This is a genomic window from Methylobacillus flagellatus KT (assembly GCF_000013705.1).
Taxonomy (GTDB): domain Bacteria; phylum Pseudomonadota; class Gammaproteobacteria; order Burkholderiales; family Methylophilaceae; genus Methylobacillus; species Methylobacillus flagellatus.
Genome location: NC_007947.1, coordinates 2,193,966 through 2,212,854, shown reverse-complemented (window position 1 = coordinate 2,212,854; position 18,889 = coordinate 2,193,966). Strand labels below are relative to the sequence as shown.

18 protein-coding genes and 1 tRNA gene are annotated in these 18,889 nt (G+C 55.8%); 14 read left to right on the top strand and 5 right to left on the bottom strand.

Going from position 1 to position 18,889, the window contains the following annotated elements; genetic code table 11:
- Nucleotides 1-55: 55 nt before the first annotated feature.
- From MFLA_RS10575 to MFLA_RS10555, 5 genes are all read right to left on the bottom strand, one after another.
- Nucleotides 56-1,750, bottom strand: a complete 1,695-nt coding sequence (locus MFLA_RS10575; RefSeq protein WP_011480292.1) for a potassium channel family protein — start codon at nucleotides 1,748-1,750, stop codon at nucleotides 56-58.
- 52 nt (nucleotides 1,751-1,802) lie between these two features.
- Nucleotides 1,803-2,171, bottom strand: coding sequence for a DUF6394 family protein (locus MFLA_RS10570; protein ID WP_011480291.1), 369 nt, complete (start codon nucleotides 2,169-2,171; stop codon nucleotides 1,803-1,805).
- Nucleotides 2,172-2,240: 69 nt separating this feature from the next.
- On the bottom strand, nucleotides 2,241-3,725 hold the full coding sequence (locus MFLA_RS14160) for a CYTH and CHAD domain-containing protein (protein ID WP_011480290.1): 1,485 nt from the start codon (nucleotides 3,723-3,725) through the stop codon (nucleotides 2,241-2,243).
- A gap of 15 nt (nucleotides 3,726-3,740) precedes the next feature.
- Nucleotides 3,741-4,373: a ParA family protein gene (locus MFLA_RS10560; protein WP_011480289.1), complete on the bottom strand. Its 633-nt coding sequence runs from the start codon at nucleotides 4,371-4,373 to the stop codon at nucleotides 3,741-3,743.
- Nucleotides 4,374-4,419: 46 nt separating this feature from the next.
- Entirely contained in the window at nucleotides 4,420-4,872 is a 453-nt protein-coding gene (locus MFLA_RS10555; protein ID WP_011480288.1) for a SixA phosphatase family protein, read from the bottom strand.
- A gap of 73 nt (nucleotides 4,873-4,945) precedes the next feature.
- Here MFLA_RS10555 and MFLA_RS10550 point away from each other — a divergent pair, with 73 nt between their 5' ends.
- The 14 genes from MFLA_RS10550 (at nucleotide 4,946) to nuoH (ending at nucleotide 18,849) form a co-directional block, all read left to right on the top strand.
- Nucleotides 4,946-5,890, top strand: coding sequence for a hypothetical protein (locus tag MFLA_RS10550; protein ID WP_229407053.1), 945 nt, complete (start codon nucleotides 4,946-4,948; stop codon nucleotides 5,888-5,890).
- On the top strand, nucleotides 5,891-7,585 hold the full coding sequence (gene recJ / locus MFLA_RS10545) for a single-stranded-DNA-specific exonuclease RecJ (protein WP_011480286.1): 1,695 nt from the start codon (nucleotides 5,891-5,893) through the stop codon (nucleotides 7,583-7,585).
- An 81-nt stretch (nucleotides 7,586-7,666) separates the two neighbouring features.
- Entirely contained in the window at nucleotides 7,667-8,419 is a 753-nt protein-coding gene (tpiA, locus tag MFLA_RS10540; protein WP_011480285.1) for a triose-phosphate isomerase, read from the top strand.
- 33 nt (nucleotides 8,420-8,452) lie between these two features.
- Nucleotides 8,453-8,788 (top strand): preprotein translocase subunit SecG, encoded by a 336-nt coding sequence (secG, locus tag MFLA_RS10535; RefSeq protein WP_011480284.1) that lies wholly within the window; start codon nucleotides 8,453-8,455, stop codon nucleotides 8,786-8,788.
- Between the two features lie 25 nt (nucleotides 8,789-8,813).
- Nucleotides 8,814-8,898, top strand: a tRNA-Leu gene (locus MFLA_RS10530).
- A gap of 473 nt (nucleotides 8,899-9,371) precedes the next feature.
- Nucleotides 9,372-9,920: a PEP-CTERM sorting domain-containing protein gene (locus MFLA_RS14660; protein ID WP_011480283.1), complete on the top strand. Its 549-nt coding sequence runs from the start codon at nucleotides 9,372-9,374 to the stop codon at nucleotides 9,918-9,920.
- Nucleotides 9,921-10,786: 866 nt separating this feature from the next.
- The gene (locus tag MFLA_RS10520; RefSeq protein WP_011480282.1) at nucleotides 10,787-11,143 is read left to right on the top strand and encodes an NADH-quinone oxidoreductase subunit A; all 357 of its coding nucleotides are present in this window, start codon (nucleotides 10,787-10,789) and stop codon (nucleotides 11,141-11,143) included.
- A 13-nt stretch (nucleotides 11,144-11,156) separates the two neighbouring features.
- A complete protein-coding gene (locus tag MFLA_RS10515; protein ID WP_011480281.1) occupies nucleotides 11,157-11,633 on the top strand; it encodes a NuoB/complex I 20 kDa subunit family protein in 477 nt (158 codons plus the stop codon).
- 11 nt (nucleotides 11,634-11,644) lie between these two features.
- Nucleotides 11,645-12,238, top strand: coding sequence for an NADH-quinone oxidoreductase subunit C (locus tag MFLA_RS10510; RefSeq protein ID WP_011480280.1), 594 nt, complete (start codon nucleotides 11,645-11,647; stop codon nucleotides 12,236-12,238).
- A 124-nt stretch (nucleotides 12,239-12,362) separates the two neighbouring features.
- Nucleotides 12,363-13,616 (top strand): NADH-quinone oxidoreductase subunit D, encoded by a 1,254-nt coding sequence (locus tag MFLA_RS10505; protein WP_011480279.1) that lies wholly within the window; start codon nucleotides 12,363-12,365, stop codon nucleotides 13,614-13,616.
- Nucleotides 13,613-14,092 (top strand): NADH-quinone oxidoreductase subunit NuoE, encoded by a 480-nt coding sequence (nuoE, locus tag MFLA_RS10500; RefSeq protein WP_011480278.1) that lies wholly within the window; start codon nucleotides 13,613-13,615, stop codon nucleotides 14,090-14,092. Before MFLA_RS10505 ends, nuoE begins: the two co-directional genes overlap by 4 nt.
- Nucleotides 14,089-15,414 (top strand): NADH-quinone oxidoreductase subunit NuoF, encoded by a 1,326-nt coding sequence (gene nuoF / locus MFLA_RS10495; protein WP_011480277.1) that lies wholly within the window; start codon nucleotides 14,089-14,091, stop codon nucleotides 15,412-15,414. Before nuoE ends, nuoF begins: the two co-directional genes overlap by 4 nt.
- Nucleotides 15,407-17,833, top strand: a complete 2,427-nt coding sequence (nuoG, locus tag MFLA_RS10490; RefSeq protein WP_011480276.1) for an NADH-quinone oxidoreductase subunit NuoG — start codon at nucleotides 15,407-15,409, stop codon at nucleotides 17,831-17,833. The genes nuoF and nuoG overlap by 8 nt, the downstream gene beginning before the upstream one ends.
- Nucleotides 17,830-18,849, top strand: a complete 1,020-nt coding sequence (gene nuoH, locus MFLA_RS10485; protein ID WP_011480275.1) for an NADH-quinone oxidoreductase subunit NuoH — start codon at nucleotides 17,830-17,832, stop codon at nucleotides 18,847-18,849. Before nuoG ends, nuoH begins: the two co-directional genes overlap by 4 nt.
- Nucleotides 18,850-18,889 lie beyond the last annotated feature (40 nt).

The window sequence follows — 18,889 nt, the reverse complement described above, 5'->3', positions numbered from 1 at the left end:
CAGGAACCGCGCTGGGGCCCGCGCAAGGGAAGCGAGCTAGGATCGAGTCACACTTTCATTGTTGCTGTGTTTGCTTACGCAGCTTTCGCAAGCGGGTCAGCTTGCGCGTCGCCCAGCGCCAGAGCCAGCCGTCGGCAATTTCTCGACCATTGATAATCCAAGTCAACGTTTTATGGTTGCTCAGGGTAATGGGCTGTACGCTCTTGGCCATGGCACTGCCACAGAATAGCAAGCGGTCACCTACATGCAGCTGCTCAGTAAGCTCTGGCAGTAAAGTGTATTTACCGCTGCGCACCAGCATGAGTGGGACCAAGTCCAGCTTCTGCATGCGGTTGCCAGGGTCGCGCGTCAATGCATCCAGCGTCACTGGCAAGCCCCATGCAATCAGGTTGGCGACGGCCGGGCTATGCTCAGCATCCACTGTCACGCCCCAAGCTTCCGGTACGTTTTCACCCACCACGCCCACCAGGCGGCTGATCAGCTGATTGGCCCAGCTGTTGTCCTGTGTGCGCACCAATTGCAGGAAGTGCGTCATCATCGGGGTGATCATGCGCGCCAGGCATTCGTGGGCAATGATATCGCTAGGGTCCATTGAGATATCGGCGTTGAAATGTTCGAACAAGGGTTCGTTGAAGCGGCGATTTTTGCGTACGACGACGAACAGGTTGGGGTTCATTTTCTGTGCCGTCATCACGATGGACAGGTTGTTGATGTCATTGTTGGTACCAGCGATAATGCCGACTGCATCCTCTATCCCTGCTTCCTTCAGGATGGAGGCCTCCGTCCCGTTGCCCACGATGCAGTTGTCACACTGCGTCAGCTCGGGTTCTGCCTCGATGACGACGGTCGTGATTTGCTCGCGCTCCAGACTTTCCACGACCGCCTTGCCGAACCGGCCATAGCCACAAATAATCCATTTGCCGATAGGCGGCACCTTGGGCAACGTCAAGGTGTCTCCTGGGACGCCTGTCAGCCACTTGTGCAGGAGATAAGTCCCGATGGCGTGGACTTCCATGCCCAGTTGGTCGCCAAACAAGGTGTAAGGGTTGAGGATGTGGTCGGTGCCGAACGACGCCATATTGGCTGCCACCTCATCATCTTCCGCCCGTGCGAGCACCATGAGGTCAGGGTTGAGTAGCTTTGCTGCGACAGCAATGGCCAGATTGACATGGTCGTTGTCCGTGAGGGCGGCGATTCCTTGGCACATGGGGTGGCGCACCCCTGCCCTTAGCAAAGTGTCGGGCATCTTGGCATCGGCACACAGCACCGGAATGTCGAATTGGTAGTCCTCCAGCTCCAGGTCGTTGACGCGGTCCTGGTCCACTTCGGTGACCACGACGCGTATGCCCTTGTGGTCCAGCGCTTTCACCAGCAGGCTGCCGGTTTCGCCATAGCCAGAGACAATGAAGAATGGCTCGTGCAGATGATCCACGGCACGGGCGAAGCTGTTGGTAGTGAGTGCTTGCTTGAGTGCCGGGTCCTGGAATAGTGAAATGATCTTACCTATGGCATAAAACCAGGGGATGACAGTGAAATAAATGGAGAAGGTCATCCATAGCCGCTGTGCATCGCTGTAAGGGTAGGGAACCTCGCCGAAGCCGATCGTGGTAGCCGTGTAGCTGATGACATAAAATGCCTCGAACAGGCTCATGTGCCAGGGATCGCCGTGATCGTCGACGCCGGGCATCAATGTTAGCCCGACAATCGCAATGGTATAGCTGACGATCACGGTGATCAGCGGCGCGCGCATGCGCCGCAGGATCAAGAAGAAAATATTGTTCACAAGCGGTTCCGCTCAGGATCTACCGGCGCAGCGTAATCGTTTCCGCCAGCAGTAGGATGACCGAAGTGATGTTGGCGAGTAGGGCGCCGCCGCTGAGCGAGACGACACGTGCAGCCGTGCCGGACTCCTCGGCACTGGCGACGACCCATACAATGGCTGCCGCAATCAGCTGCAGATCAGCCACCAGGCTGGTAGATAAATGAATGGCGCCAATTTGCGAGCGATCGCCGAACTTGAGCACCGTGGCGATTAGGTTGACTACGATGGCAGTATATAACTCGTAGATATGATGCTCGATGGGGTTACCACTACCGCCGATAAAGAAGCCGAAGTTAAGGGTCATCGCAAGTACGATGAAGAAACCGAAAATGACTTTTTCCAGATTCATTGTGATCCCTGCATGTGTGGGGTTAAAAGAATGAGGCGAGTGTAGTGGATTTTGCCTGAGATGGCACGCTTACCAAGCCACCGGGGCTTGCCGCACTGTTTTCCATAGTGATGGCAGGCTGTCAATGTGGCGTTTTTCACGTTCTCGCGCGATAGCCTGCCAGGCAAGGCGCGCCGGCTGCAGCCCAGGGTTGCGCTTGCTCATGTTGTCCAGGGTCTGGCTGGTGACGGCGATGTCATTGAGTGTGCCAAGATTGCTTTGGATGTGTTTCAACGCATCCAGCAGCTTTGCTGTGCGTTTTTCAGGTTTCTTGCCGGGGTAAATCGAGCTGAACAATTCGACTGAATAGCGCAGGCGGCGTGCCAATCTCCGCAATTTGTGCTTTTTCTCCACAGACAATTTTCCCAGGTGCCTGCCTTGCTTGAGTAGTTTCTTGTGTGTCCGGCGCAAGTGGGGCGTTGCGATCTCGGTGATGGTGGTGTGCTTGGTTGGCTGGGGAGTGGCGAACAGGTGGCCCAGCATAAGCAGCAGACGTTGATAGCGCGGCTGTTTCAGCCCATTGCGCAGTAGGCTGTATGCCCGTTTTTGCGCACGCGCGATCGGCGCCTGGGCCTGTCTCAGCTCATCAGTGGTGAGCCGTAGGCCTGGAAGGGTGTCGTACAGCAACACATCAAGGTCACGTGCCCTGGAAAGCAAGTCATTGATCCAGTCGATTTCATCGCTGAGCATGTCGTCATGACAGCCAAAAGCGCTCAATGCCACTTTCAGGCGGCGCAGCGCCACACGCATCTGGTGCACCCCTTCGGGGTCGTCGCCCTGCATTGCGATCGACAGATTGCTCTGCAACTGGCGCAGGCACTCCCAGCCTGCCTTCTCGAATGCTTCGCCAGGTTCATCGCCAGGCATCAAGCCGGCAGGCTTGGCTCCGGATGGTTTTTGCGGGAAGTCACGGTAATAGGCATAGCCGCGCTGTGCCTTGCTGACATTTTCGATGGTGAGTGCGATATCGGATTGCATATCCAGCGCGAGCGCAAACAGGTGCTCGACTTTTCCTCCTTTCAGTTCAAGCTCAATCTCGATCATAGGTTGGCTGTGCTCGCCTGCGATCAACAGGCCGTCATCCAGGGATAGCTCGATGTGGCTGCCTTGATAGTCCAGTTGCCATTCGGTGCGCTGCATATCGGTCGTGAAAATGGGAAGCAATGCCTGCCAGAGCGCTGGGTTGTCGAAAATGGGGGTAAGACTAGGGTCCGTGATCTTGGTGTAATCAGGTTCGCCTTTGGAAATAATGTCTTCCCACTCCAGGCGCTGGTGCAATCCTGCCAGGGAGTGCCCGGCTGCCTTGACTGCTTGAAACCAGCTTCCGGACATGCGTCTTACCCGCAGACTCACGTGTTGGTCGAGCAGCTGCAGGTCTGGTGTGTCATAGTAGGTACTCACCAGCCGGCGTGTAACTGCCTTCCCCGTGACATGTTTGCGGACAGCGGCATGACGGCGTAGATGTGGAATGTCTTCCTTGGCAATACGCAGCTTAAGCTCGATCTCGTTGGGCATGTTCCCTCCTGATAATTATTTTTGCTTGCTGGCATTGACCAGCCAGTGCAGCAGCGGGGCCCATTGCTGCAGGTCGCGGCTGACCTGGGATGGGCGGATGTCGAACAGGCTGGCGCCTTGCTCCGCCGCAAGGGCATATACCTGAGCGCTGCGCAGGTTGCCCACGCAGGGAAAGCCGGATTGTGCAAGGAACTCCTGCAATGCCAAGGCAGCACGGGTGCGATTATCCACACGCATGCCGACCATGGCGACAAACGTTTGACCTTTGCGCACAGATTTCTCTTCTTGGAGCGTCTGGAGAAAATCTCGTGTCGCTCCCATATCGAACGCGGACGGCTGCATAGGCACCAGGATGAGATCTGCATCCTTGACGGCTTGCTTCAGCTTATCGCCGCGCAACCCGGCGGGAGAGTCGACAATGGTCCAGTCGGCACTGAGGCTGTTGGTGTAGCTATGGCGACCATCCTGACCGTGGATCAGCGGCAGTTTGTATGGCCGGCGTTCCAGCCACTGCAGTGCGGAGCGTTGCCGGTCCATGTCCGAAAGCGTGACATGTCGCCCTCTGCTGGCAAAATAACCTGCCAGATTGGTGGCCAGCGTCGTCTTGCCACTTCCCCCTTTGGGGTTTGCAATCAGAACGGTGCTCATACGCCCTCCCGCAAGTGCTGGGAAATGTCGACGGATCGCATGCCCATCAAACCAGCTCTGGCGTCAGCATGGCGCGCAACACGGTTTGCTCTTCCTCGCCGCGGCGGCGGTGGGTAATCCACCAGACAGCGCCTTTCTTGACGCTCCAATATTGCGTGCGCCTGGTCATGGCGTAGGCTGCAGCCATGCCCAGTGTCGGCTGGTGGCCCACGATGAGCACATTGTCTTTTCCCAATGGCCAGCCAGCTGCATCCAGCAGCACCTGCGGCGAAGCACCCGGGGCAAGTTCATCCAAAGTGGTAAACTCCATCCCGAGGGCGAGTGCCGTTTGTTGCGTGCGCTTGGCCGGGCTGACAAGAATACGCATGTTGGCAGGCATGTGTTGCTTCAGCCATGCAGCCATTCTTGCCGCTTGTTGCTCCCCTTTGGGGGTAAGCTGGCGTGCAAGATCGGGAGAACCTTCCTCGGCTTCGGCATGACGCCATAAAATGATATCCATAACCTTGTTGCTAAGCAGAAGCGTGGTCTTCTATCTTAGCGCTCAACCTGCTTCATGACAAAGTGACATCTGTGTGAAATTGCAAATCTTTCTTTCTGATCTCCCTGAATATATGGATGCCATGGCAGCCGACAAAGGGATGCTGCGGATGTTTGCCCGAGGCCGGGTGCAATGGTTGAATACCAGCTGCGAAGCCTATCTTTGCCAACAATTCGGCATCAAAAAACAGCAGGATTGGCCTTTGGCAGTATTGGCGCGGCTAGGAGAGAGAGTGCCTGTGGATGGGGCATATTGGATGCTGGCCAGTCCAGTGCATTTCTCATTGCAGCGTGACTCCTTTGTCCTCGCCCGGCCAGCTCCTCTGGCGTTGCACCTCCAGGAAAGCGAGGCATTGCGGATCAGCCTGAACCGGCATTTTGCCGGGGCCGGGCTTGAGTTTCTGCCGGGGGCCCAAGGACACTGGCACCTGAGGCTTTCCTCGGTGCCGGCGCTGTCGACGACAGCGGTCGAGACAGTGGCCGGACACGATGTCGCATCCTGGTTGCCGCAAGGAGAGGATGCCCAGCACTGGCGGCAACTGCTCAATGAAATGCAAATGCTGCTGTTTGATCATGAGGTCAACCAAGCCAGGGAGGCGCGTGGCGAGCTGGCAGTGAACAGTGTCTGGTTGCATGGGGGAGGCATATTGCCCAGTCCGAGCGAGACAGCTGCGTGCAAGGTATATGGTGAAAACGCTACGCTCAAGGGCATGGCCCAGCTGGCTGGCGTCTCACATGCTGCTGTTGCAACATTGCGCACAGTTATGCAAGAGGGACCTCCACATGCCGTGCTGCAGTCGCCCTATGTGGGTTTGGGCAATGAATGGTGCGAATTATTGTGGCAGGCATTGAAAGCGCGGCGGGTGCGAGAGGTTGACCTGTATTTTCCCTGGTCTCATCGCATGCTGCACGTGCAGCTCAGGCCTGCCGATGTTTTTAAGTTCTGGCGCAAGCCAATCGCATTGGAAACATATTTTTAGATGGTACAGATCGTACAACGAAATATCGACCAGGAGGCCTGTCAGGCATTGGTCGACGCAGGTGTCCGCCCCACTATGGCGCGCCTGCTTGCTGCGCGAGGAATACGCAATATCGGCCAGATGGAGGCAAGCCTATCTCGCCTGATTCCCCCGGAAAGGCTGACTGGTAATGCCGAGATGGCCATCCTGCTGGCAGATGCGATTGCAGCAGGCAAGCGCATCATTGTGGTCGGAGATTATGATGCTGACGGCGCGACTGCGACGGCAGTAGCTGTCAAGGGATTGCTCAGCATGGGCGCTGTCGTGGATTTTCTTGTGCCCAACCGCTTTGAATACGGTTACGGGTTGACACCGGAAATCGTGGCATTGGCCGTCGGCTATCAGCCCGACCTGATCCTGACCGTGGATAACGGCATCGCCAGTACAGACGGAGTGAATGCTGCACAGGCACTGGGTATTCCGGTGTTGGTGACTGATCATCACCTGCCTGGAGCCGAGACTCCCCGGGCGGCGTGCATCGTCAACCCGAATCAACATGGATGCGACTTTCCAAGTAAGCACTTGGCTGGTGTCGGCGTCATATTCTATGTACTGCTCGCATTGCGCGCTGAGCTGCGCCGACGGGGGGCGTTCGCTGCTGGCTCCGAACCCAACCTGACTGAACTGCTGGACTTGGTGGCACTGGGAACGGTGGCTGACCTGGTGAGGCTAGATGACAACAACCGCATCCTGGTCGAGCAGGGCCTGCGCCGTATCCGTGCAGGCAAATGCAGCCCCGGGGTGCTGGCCTTGTTCGAGGTGGCGGGGCGCGACCATGCCAAGGCCAGCCCGCAGGATCTGGGCTTCAGTATTGGCCCGCGTCTGAACGCGGCAGGGCGGTTGGATGACATGACGCTGGGGATTGCCTGTCTGCTGGCGCCGGATATGGCATCGGCCAGGCAGATGGCGCAGCACCTGCATGCGCTTAACCAGGAGCGGCGCAATATCGAGGCCGATATGCAGGATGACGCCCTGGCGGTGCTGGACGAGATCGATGCTGCCGGGCGCTACAGCCTGAGCCTGTTCCGTGATGGCTGGCACCAGGGCGTGATCGGCATTCTGGCCTCCCGCATCAAGGAGCGTTTTCATCGCCCCGTGATTGCATTCGCGTCTGCTGGCGACGGCATCATCAAAGGCTCCGGTCGCTCGATTGCCGGTCTGCACCTGCGTGATGCGCTCGACCTGCTTTCCAAGCGCGAACCGGGATTGCTGCTGAAGTTTGGCGGACATGCCATGGCCGCGGGCTTGAGCATACGCGAACAGGATTTTCCGCGGTTCGATGCGGCATTCGAACAGGTGGTCTCGGGTCTATTGACCCAGCAGCAGCTCGAGGCCGTGATCGAGGTCGACGGCTCATTGTCCTTAGAGGATGCCGGGCTGGACATGGCGAATGCACTGGAGCGCCAGGTATGGGGGCAAGGATTTCCGCCGCCGTTGTTCTTGGACGAATTTCGCGTTGTCAACCAGCGCGTCGTGGGAGAGCGGCACCTCAAGCTGAGCCTGGAAAGGGCTGGCCAAGTGTTCGATGCTATCTTTTTCAGGCAGGAGCAGTTCCTGCCTGAGCGCGTGCATGCGGTGTACCAAATGCAAGTGAATGAGTTTCGCGGTACACAGTCCGTACAGCTATGCTTACACCATTGGCAGGACGCGGTCTAGGCGAATTGCTTGCGTTGACCGGCCTGACAGCCGCACTGTAATATCAACCATCATTTCAATAAAAGCTTTTCGGGTTTATTTATGCGTCGCAAGCTGGTTGTCGGCAACTGGAAAATGAATGGCAACCTTGCTCAGAACAAGCGGTTGCTGGAAGCGCTTGTGCGTGGCTTGCAGGATGTTGAGCATGTGGATATCGCTGTATGCGTCCCTTATCCCTACCTGTTCCAGGCCCAGAAAATACTCAGCGGTACCAATATCGCCTGGGGCGCGCAGAATGTGGCCAAGCATGAAAATGGCGCTTATACCGGCGAAGTCAGCGCCGCCATGCTCAAGGAGTTCGGTGCCAGCTATGTCATTGTTGGGCACTCGGAACGCAGCGATGCCTATTGTGAAAGCAATGCCAATATTGCCGAGAAGTTCGCGATCGCCAAGCATTACGGCATCACACCCATCTTCTGCGTCGGGGAAACCCTGCAGGAGCGCGAGTCAGGGGTGATGGAGTACGCAATTGCCAATCAGCTGGATGCGGTACTTTCTGTCTCGGGGGGCGCTTTACTCGACCAGGCAGTCATTGCCTATGAGCCTGTATGGGCGATCGGCACCAACAGGACAGCCACGCCGGAACAGGCACGTGCTGCGCATTCTTTCATACGCGAGCGTATCGCCGCCATGCATCCGGGGGCGGCCGAAAGCGTAAGAATCATCTACGGGGGTAGCGTAAACCCGAGAAATGCGGCACAATTGCTGTCTATGCCGGATATAGACGGCGGATTGATCGGCAGGTGTTCCTTGGATGCTGATGATTTTGAAAGAATTTGCCGCGCTGCTTGCTGACGTTACAGCTGGGCAGGGGATTTAAAAGAGAAAATGGAAACAATCGTAACTGTCATTCATGTAATCGCAGCGCTAGGCGTAGTTGCCTTGGTATTGCTGCAGCATGGCAAGGGCGCTGATATGGGCGCTGCTTTTGGTAGCGGCGCTTCCGGTAGCCTGTTTGGTGTCAGCGGCTCATCCAACTTCATGAGTCGTGCCACTGCCATCTGTGTCGCGATCTTCTTCGTGACCAGCATGAGTCTCGCGTACCTGGCTAGTCATCGTTCTGAGCAAGGCAGCGTAGTGCAGAAGTCTGTGGTAAAATCCGCTCCCGCTTCTGATGTACCTAAGCCGGCCGAGCCTACATCGGCAAAGGATGTACCTCAGTAATTAAGTTTTAGGGTCTTGGCCCATTGCCGTCGTGGTGGAATTGGTAGACACGCTATCTTGAGGGGGTAGTGGCGAAAGCCGTGTGAGTTCGAGTCTCACCGTCGGCACCAAAAAATAATATCAAGTTGTATCAAACCATATCAAAACCCGCATGTAACCTAGAGTTTGGCGGGTTTTTATGTTTTTCGACCGTAGGCGCCTCAGCGCATATCGATTGAAAAGTATCAACTCTAGGCCTACCGACTCGTGTTTTGCTGCTTAGAATTCAATCCCTTATTTACGGCATGGATAGTTGGTACGATATGGGTCAGTCGCGACATGACACGCCTATGATGTGCATTCGCCTGGATAGACAATCGCTGTTCTCGGCAATGCTGCTGCACTTTCTGCAGCTGTCTGCGTGCTGGCATTGCTTCAGTATTGAAGCCAGGGAGATGGGAGGAAAGTAGGTCAGCGCATGAGCGACGCTCCTAGGAAGTCGAAGGGGTGCTGGGTAGGTAGTCTCTTAGGCCTATGGCACCTCTATAGTCTTGTCATAAGGTTTGCCTATGATGGATAGGTTTTGTCATCCTGAAAGCCCATCATGCGCAAACGGCTATTGGTACTTGGCCTTGCCTTTCCGTTGGCATCACAAGCCAGTCCTGGATTCAACATTCAAGAGATCATTTGCTCTGGGGAGTTCACTTCGTCAGGGGAGGCGCTCCTATGCGGAGGGGATTTATCTCTGAGTGGTGGTGGCATCTATTCCGACTTTTCGATTTCCATTGAAGCTGGAGGCAGCCTGTCGCTTGATCATCTAGATGTTCAGGTGTTGAGTCTTTCATTAATAGGCAAAAGTATTTTGATTGGTGATGGTGTGCACATCAATGTTCAGAATATTTCTCTAGCAGGTTTGGATGGTGCGCACGGGGGTGTTAATTTACCACCTGGAGCCATTATTTCTACAGGCGAGTATGTGTTGGACTATCCTCGACCAGGCGCCAGTCAGTGGATTGGTCCCAGTGCAAATATTCCGGTGGTTTGGGATGGTACTGTTGCATTGGTACCGGTTCCCGAGCCATCAATATACAGTGCAATGCTGGTAGGGGTGGCAGCCTTGTGTTGGGTGAGCGGAAGACGCAGAAAAGTTTAGAAACCACCAAGCGGAGCTATAGCTGCCCGGTTGAGTTTATGTGTCAATATGATGATGTGGCTTAAATGGGTAGCTAGACTGTATCTAATGCCGTAGGCGATGACCGCAGTAGGTGACAGAGGTGGGTTGCTGAGTGTCGTGGAGCCTTGCGCTTGTGCCCTGTCAGGGTGTTAGCGGTTTAAAGGCGTTGTGGAACCTCCCTTGGCTCCATTTGAGGGCATGGATGGTTCCGTACTGCGTAACCGGAGATTTTCGTTTTGTCTGCTTGCACCTATAGGACTAGTCCGTGTTTCATTTAATTGAAACAATGTGGCAATATCCTGTTCATCAATGCGTTGACACGCATTGAATCTTCCAAACTAACACAGGCCTTTCAGGGCCTGTTTTTTCGTTATCCCCTCTCAGGCGCGCTTCTGTACATTCAGTTCTTCCCAGTCTTCTCGTTGCGATGAGAGGTTTGTGACTGTCATGGCGGATCGATCGGGCAGGGAGACCCTCCTTGCTGGGCATTCGTGCATGGGCTGTCGTAGCGCAATTCTGAATTCCGTATTACTGGGCGAATTTGAGATTTAGTGAACTAAAGGGGTTTTTGTCGGTATAACCTGTATCTTGTAAGGTTATTTTTGTAACAAAAAGTTAATTGATTTTCATTTTAACCTTTACCAAATAAGGTTATTTTAATTGTAGTTCCATATAAAACAATTGTTAATGCTGAGATCCGCCTCTGTATTGGTATTCTGGGCTGTTCAGTTGTAATTTGTATGTTACAATTCATTAACAAGTGCGGGTGTGATGGATGGCGCCGCGACCGCTATCAGGCGAAGCAAGCTTGATTTTCTCAAGACTGATTTGGATGGGGTGTGAACGTGCTGGAGAATTACTTTCCGATATTGCTGTTCATTATTGTAGGTCTTGTTGTCGGCGTCGCCCCTATTGTGCTTGGCAAGCTGGTTTCTCCCAATCGGCCTGATGCAGAGAAGAACTCTCCTTACGAGTGCGGCTTCGAGGCATTCGAAGATGCACGCATGAAGTTCGACGTGCGTTATTACTTGGTTGCCATCCTGTTCATTCTGTTCGATCTTGAAATCGCGTTTCTCTTCCCGTGGGCAGTTGTATTACAGGAAATTGGCCTGTTCGGATTTTTGGCGATGATGGTGTTTCTTGGGATTCTGGTTGTGGGCTTCGTCTATGAGTGGATGAAGGGGGCGCTGGAATGGGAATGAAAGGGAATGTTGCATGAGTATTGAAGGGGTGCTCGAAAAAGGCTTCGTGACCACCACGTTGGATACGGTGATCAATTACACGCGCACTGGCTCTTTGTGGCCCATGACATTCGGGTTGGCTTGTTGCGCCGTGGAGATGATGCATGCCGGCGCTGCGAGGTATGACCTGGATCGCTTCGGTATCGTGTTCCGTCCCAGCCCCCGTCAGTCCGACGTCATGATCGTGGCAGGCACTTTGGTCAATAAGATGGCACCAGCCTTGCGCAAGGTGTATGACCAGATGGCTGAGCCGCGCTGGGTCATCTCCATGGGGTCGTGTGCAAATGGCGGCGGCTATTACCATTATTCTTATGCGGTTGTCCGCGGATGTGATCGTATCGTGCCGGTGGATGTGTATGTCCCGGGCTGCCCGCCAACTGCCGAAGCCTTGCTTTACGGCATCATCCAATTACAGAACAAGATTAAGCGTACCAACACGATAGCCCGTTGAGAGCCGAGACGATGACGCGTTTGGAACAATTGAAGCAGCACTTGCAGGATGTTTTTGGGAATAGCATTACCCGTCTTCAAGAGTGCCGGAATGAGGTGACGATCGAGTGCCAGGCGCCATGCCTGCTGGAAGTGGCGAATCTGTTGCGCGACCATAAGTTGCTGAAATTCGAACAGCTGATCGACCTGTGCGGTGTCGATTATGCCGATTATGGCGAGGGTTCGTGGTCAGGATTGCGGTATGCCACGGTGTACCATTTTCTTTCTGTCAGCTTGAACCAGCGATTGCGCCTGCGCGTGTTCGCACCGGACGACGACTTTCCTGTGTTGCCTACCGTGGTGGATATCTGGCCTGTCGCCAACTGGTTCGAGCGAGAGTCTTTCGATTTGTTCGGCATCATGTATGAGGGGCATCCAGACCTGCGCCGATTGTTGACGGACTATGGCTTTGTCGGCCACCCGTTCCGCAAGGATTTTCCGATGATAGGGAATGTGGAAATGCGCTACGACCCCGAGCGGCAACGCGTGGTTTACCAGCCTGTGACCATAGACCCACGCAATAATGTGCCCCGAGTGATCCGCGAGGAAGGCTTCCATCATGGTTGATGTCGAAATTTGCACCATGCATCCGGGCTGCAGCCGTGTTTCGTCCTTCGCGTGCATGGGCCAGTCAGTCGGCGCTGCAATCGTGGCAGCCGCAGGCTCAAAAACTGAGGTGAGGGGCTGAGTCATGGCGGAAATCAGGAATTACACGATGAATTTTGGCCCTCAGCACCCCGCAGCGCACGGTGTGCTGCGTCTGGTGCTGGAGCTGGATGGCGAAGTGATTCAGCGTGCCGATCCCCATATCGGGCTATTGCACCGCGGGACGGAAAAGCTCGCCGAGAACCGCACCTATCTACAGTCTGTGCCCTATATGGATCGTCTTGATTATGTGTCCATGATGGTCAATGAGCACGCGTACGTCATGGCCATCGAGAAATTACTCGGGCTGGAAGTGCCGTTGCGTGCACAATACATCCGCGTGATGTTCGACGAGATTACCCGCATCCTCAACCACTTGCTGTGGCTGGGGGCGCATGCGCTGGATGTGGGCGCCATGACGGTGTTCCTCTATGCGTTCCGGGAGCGTGAGGACCTGTTCGATTGTTATGAAGCCGTATCCGGCGCTCGCATGCACGCGGCTTACTATCGGCCCGGCGGCGTCTATCGTGACTTGCCGGACCGTATGCCGCAGTATGAAGAGTCAACGGTGCGCAGCAAGGAGGATGTCAAGCAGCTCAATGAGAACCGTCAGGGGTCGCTGCTGGACTTCATCGAGGATTTCACCAATCGGTTTCCAGCCTATGTCGACGAGTACGAAACCCTGCTTACCGACAACCGTATCTGGAAGCAGCGTACCGTAGGTATTGGCGTGGTGTCTCCAGAGCGCGCAATGGCCCTGGGGATGACCGGACCGATGCTGCGCGGCAGTGGCGTTGCCTGGGATTTGCGCAAGAAGCAGCCCTACGAGGTGTATGACCGGCTCGATTTCGATATTCCGATCGGCGTGAATGGCGACTGTTATGACCGCTACCTGGTGCGCATCGAGGAGTTCCGTCAGTCCAATCGCATCATCAAGCAGTGCATCGACTGGCTACGCAAGAATCCCGGACCGGTGATCAGCGACAATACCAAGGTTGCACCGCCACCACGTGAAGAGATGAAGCATGACATGGAGGCCTTGATCCATCACTTCAAGCTGTTTACGGAAGGATTCCATGTTCCGGCAGGCGAAGCCTATGCCGCAGTCGAGCACCCCAAGGGGGAGTTCGGCATTTACCTGATATCCGATGGGGCCAACAAGCCTTACCGCCTCAAGATACGGGCGCCGGGTTTTGCCCACTTGGCGGCATTGGATGAAATGACGCGTGGCCACATGATTGCCGACCTGGTGGCGATTATCGGTACGCAGGATATTGTATTCGGAGAAATTGACCGATGAGCTTGTCTGCTGAGTCTTTAGCCAGAATCGACCGAGAGTTGACCAAATATCCGCCTGAGCATCGCCAGGCGGCAGTGATGTCCGCGTTACGGATTGCACAGACCGAGAAAGGCTGGCTGTCGAAAGAGACGATCTCCGAGGTGGCCGACTACTTGGGTATTCCTGCCATCGCCGCACTGGAAGTGGCTACCTTCTACAACATGTATGAACTGGAGCCGGTCGGCAAGTACAAGATCACGGTGTGTACCAATATCTCCTGCATGCTACGCGATTCGGCCGAAATCGTGGCGCATTTGCAGAAGCGTCTCGGCATCGGCTTCAACGAAACCACGCCGGATAATCGATATACCTTGCGCGAGGGCGAGTGCATGGGATGCTGCGGCGGGGCGCCACTGCTCCATATCAACAATACCGAGATGCATGAGTTCCTGACGCCAGAGAAGGTGGACCAGATATTGGAGGGCCTGGAAAAATGAGCGCTACCCAAACGCTGGTGTGCCTGCGTACCATCGGGCACGAGCATCCTGCCTCGCTGGAGACCTACCTCAAGCTTGGCGGTTATGCCCAATTGAAGCGGCTGGTGACGGAAAAGGTCAAGGCCACCGAGATCATCAGCCAAGTCAAGCTTTCCGGATTGCGCGGACGTGGCGGAGCCGGTTTCCCCACCGGGCTCAAGTGGAGCTTCATGCCGCGCTATTTCGATGGCACCAAGTATCTGGTGTGCAATACCGACGAAGGCGAGCCAGGAACATTCAAGGACAGGGACATCATCCGCTACAACCCGCACCAGCTCATCGAAGGCATGGCGATTGCGGCCTATACGCTGGGCGCGCGGGTAGGATACAACTATATCCACGGGGAAATTTGGCGGGAATACGAGATATTCGAGGCGGCGCTGGATGAGGCACGCGCTGCTGGGTATCTGGGGGAGTGCCTGTTCGATACCGATTTCAGTTTCGATCTTTACGCAGTGCATGGCTACGGTGCCTATATCTGTGGCGAGGAAACTGCATTGATCGAGTCGATAGAGGGCAAGAAGGGGCAACCGAGGTTCAAGCCACCTTTTCCAGCAAGCTACGGCGTGTTTGGTAAGCCAACCAACGTCAACAATACCGAGTCATATACGTCGATCCCATGGATCATGGAACACGGCGGACAGGCCTTCCAGGAGCTTGGTGTCGCCAATTCAGGCGGTACCAAGATTTTTTCGGTCTCGGGACATGTGGAGAAGCCCGGGAATTACGAGGTGAACATGGGCACCCCATTCACCGAATTGCTGGCGCTGGCGGGCGGTGTATGGAAGGGACGCCAGTTGAAAGCCGTCATTCCCGGAGGACCGTCAACTGCCATTTTACCTGCCTCAGCCATCATGGGGGCGACCATGGACTACGATGGCCTTTCCAAGGCCGGGTCGAGCCTGGGGGCGGGTTCCATGATCGTCATGGATGAAACCACTTGTATGGTGAAGACCCTCAAGCGCCTGTCCTATTTCTTCTACGAGGAGTCTTGTGGGCAATGCACGCCGTGCAGGGAAGGCACAGGATGGCTGTACCGCGTCATCAAGCGTATTGTTGATGGACAGGGGCGCATGGAGGATCTGGATTTGCTGACGGATGTCAGCAGCAATATCTCCGGCCGCACCATCTGTGCGCTGGGCGATGCCGCCGCCACGCCGGTATTGAGTTTCATCAAGCATTTCCGTCCCGAGTTCGAATATTACATCCGTCATGGCCGTAGCATGGTGGAAGATGGCCTGGCAGGACGAAGCCAGGCGCAGCCCGAGGTAGCCTATGCTTAATATCGAGATTGATGGCAAGCAGGTCGAAGTAGAGCACGGTTCCACCATCATTGATGCAGCGGACCAGCTTGGTATTCCCATTCCACGGTTTTGCTATCACAAGAAACTTTCCGTCGCCGCCAATTGCCGCATGTGCCTAGTGCAGGTGGAGAAGTTCAATAAGCCGTTGCCTGCGTGTGCGACGCCTGTGGCTGACGGCATGAAAATATTCACGCGCTCCAAGGCAGCAGTGGAGGCCCAGCAGAGCGTGATGGAATTCCTGTTGATCAATCATCCACTGGATTGCCCGATCTGCGACCAGGGTGGCGAATGCGACCTGCAGGATATCGCAGTGGCCTATGGCGCTCCTGCATCGCGCTATACCGAGGAAAAGCGCGTAGTACTCAACAAGAATATCGGGCCGCTGGTTGCCACTGATATGACGCGCTGCATCCAATGCACCCGCTGCGTGCGCTTCCTCAAGGAAGTCGGTGGCATGATGGAGCTGGGGTTGATCAACCGCGGCGAACATGCCGAGATTACTGCCTACGTCGACAAAAGCGTCGATTCGGAGCTTTCCGGCAACATCATCGACCTGTGTCCGGTGGGCGCCTTGACTAGCAAGCCTTTCCGCTACAAGGCGCGGACCTGGGAGCTGATTCGCCGCCCCTCTATTGCGCCGCATGATGGCCTGGGTTCGCATATCGAGGTCCATGTCAAGGATGGCAAGGTGCTGCGCGTGTTGCCGCGCGAGAAGGAGACCATCAACGAATGCTGGTTGTCCGACCGTGACCGCTTTTCCTACGAAGGCCTGAACAGTCCGGACAGGCTCAAAGTGCCCATGGTCAAGCACAATGGCGTTTGGCATGAGACCGACTGGAAAACTGCGCTCGAACTGGCCGCAGGCCAGATCAAGGATATTGTGAACAACGAGGGCGGGGATGCGCTGGGTGTGCTGGTGTCGCCCAACAGCACCATGGAAGAAGCTTATCTTGCTACCAGGTTTGCCAATGGCCTGGGCTCGGATAATGTCGACTACCGTCTGCGCCATGCAGACTTCCGCCATGACGGCAAACGCCTGGGTGTGATCTGGATGGGCTGCAACATCCCGGAGGTGCAGGAAATGGACCGCATCCTCGTGATCGGCAGCAACCTTCGCAATGAGCATCCCTTGCTGGCGCAACGCATCCGACGTGCGGTTGCCAATGGGGCGGAGCTTTCCGTCGTTAACCCGCTTGATGACGACCCTTTGATCCCGGTCAAGCACAAGGCCATCTGTTCCCCGAACGACATGGTCAATGTATTGTCGCAGATTCTCAAGGCAGTTTCCGGCATGGAGCGGCTTTCCCTGTGTCTGCCCAAATCCCTTAGCGAGCTGCTGGAAGGTGTCCGGGTGTGGGATAACAGCAAGGCCATTGCCCTGAGCCTGACGGGCCACGGTGAAACCATGGACTTGGTCAGCCCGCGCTCTGCTGTGTTCCTGGGCAATATTTCCCAACATCATCCTCGCTATACCGAGATATATAGCCTGGCCGAGGCGATTGCCTCCCTGTGCGGAGCGACGTTCGGCGTATTGAGCGCTGGCGCGAACAGTGTTGGCGCCAACCTGGTTGGTGCCATGCCCAAGGCAGGCGGCCTGAATGCACGCACCATGCTGGAGTCACCACGCAAGGCCTACATGCTGGTCAATGTCGAGCCCGAGCTGGATTGCGGTAATCCCAGCCTGGCAGTCAATGCACTGCAACAGGCGGAATGCGTCGTGGTATTGACCGCATACCGGTCGGACGCGCTGGAGCGGGATGCCGATATTCTTTTGCCCATTGTGCCGTTTACCGAAACCTCGGGTACTTTCATGAGCATGGAAGGCCGGGTGCAGAGCTTCACTGCCGTGACCAAGGCATTGGGCGAAGCCCGTCCGGGCTGGAAGGTGTTGCGCGTATTGGGCAATCTTGCCGGTGTGAGCCGTTTCGATTTCGACAGCACCGAACAGATCAAGAATGAGATTTTCTGTGGCGAGAAACCCTCGGCGGTCGTTTGGCGTACATTGAACAATAATCTGCGCGAGCTGATTGATGTCGAAGTTAAGGTCAAGCTCGACAGTGACTTGCAGCGTGTGGGCGAAATCCCGCAATTCCAGTCTGACGGCATTGTCCGCCGCTCGCCGCCGTTGCAGAAAACGCGCCATGTCGTGAAGGCTGTGCTGGCGGCACTGCACCCCGAGCAGATGCAGAAACTGGGCATCAAGGAAGGCGAGCGTATCCTCGTCAGGCAAGGCAATGGCAGCGCGGTATTGGAAGCACATGCCGATGCCCGGGTGCCTCATGGCTGTGTGCGAGTCCCTGGTGCCTTGCCACAAACAGCGGGCTTGGGCGATTTGCTGGGCGAGATCTCGGTGGAACGCATTCCTGTCGAGCAACCGGCGGATGAGGTGGTTGCATGATCGCGGAAATGCAAACCATGCTTGGTCCGCTGTGGCCTGTGGCCTGGAACCTGCTCAAGATCATTGCCATTGTCGGCCCGCTGATGGGTGCCGTGGCTTACCTGACCTTGGCCGAGCGCAAGGTGATTGGATTTATGCAGGTGCGTATGGGGCCGAACCGTGTCGGATATCGAGGTTTGCTGCAGCCATTGGCGGACGGCGTCAAACTGCTGATGAAGGAAATCATCATTCCGAGCGCGGCGAGCCGGACCCTGTTCCTGCTCGGCCCGGTGCTGGCCATTGCCCCTGCATTGGCGGCCTGGGCCGTGGTGCCTTTCGACCTGACCCTGGTGCTTGCCGATATCGATGCCGGCCTGCTCTATATTCTGGCGATGACTTCTGTTGGTGTGTATGGTGTCATCATCGCTGGCTGGGCATCCAACTCGAAATATGCCTTCCTGGGCGCAATGCGATCCGCCGCCCAGATCGTCTCTTATGAAATCGCAATGGGGTTTGCCCTGGTGGGTGTGTTGATGTCTGCCAACAGCCTCAATCTGGGCAAGATCGTGCTGGCCCAGTCCGGCGGTTTCTGGGAGTGGTACTGGCTGCCGTTGTTTCCCTTGTTCATTGTGTATTTCATCAGCGCGGTGGCGGAAACCAACCGGGCGCCGTTCGATGTGGCGGAAGGCGAGTCGGAAATCGTGGCTGGCTTCCACGTGGAATATTCCGGTATGGCATTCGCGGTGTTCTTCCTGGCGGAGTACGCCAACATGATCCTGGTGGCCATGCTTGCGGCACTGATGTTTCTCGGTGGCTGGTTGTCGCCGGTGCCGTTCCTGCCCGACAGCATTTTATGGTTGCTGTTCAAGGTGGCTGCCTTACTGTTCTTCTTCCTCTGGTTCCGTGCTACTTTCCCGCGCTATCGCTATGACCAGATCATGCGCCTGGGCTGGAAAGTATTCATCCCCGTGACCTTGGTATGGATATTGTTTGTGGGTGCGATGATGCAGACGCGCTGGGCTTATTTGTTTCATTGAACGAGTGGCTTACTTGAAAAACCATTTCATTGAGAAACTA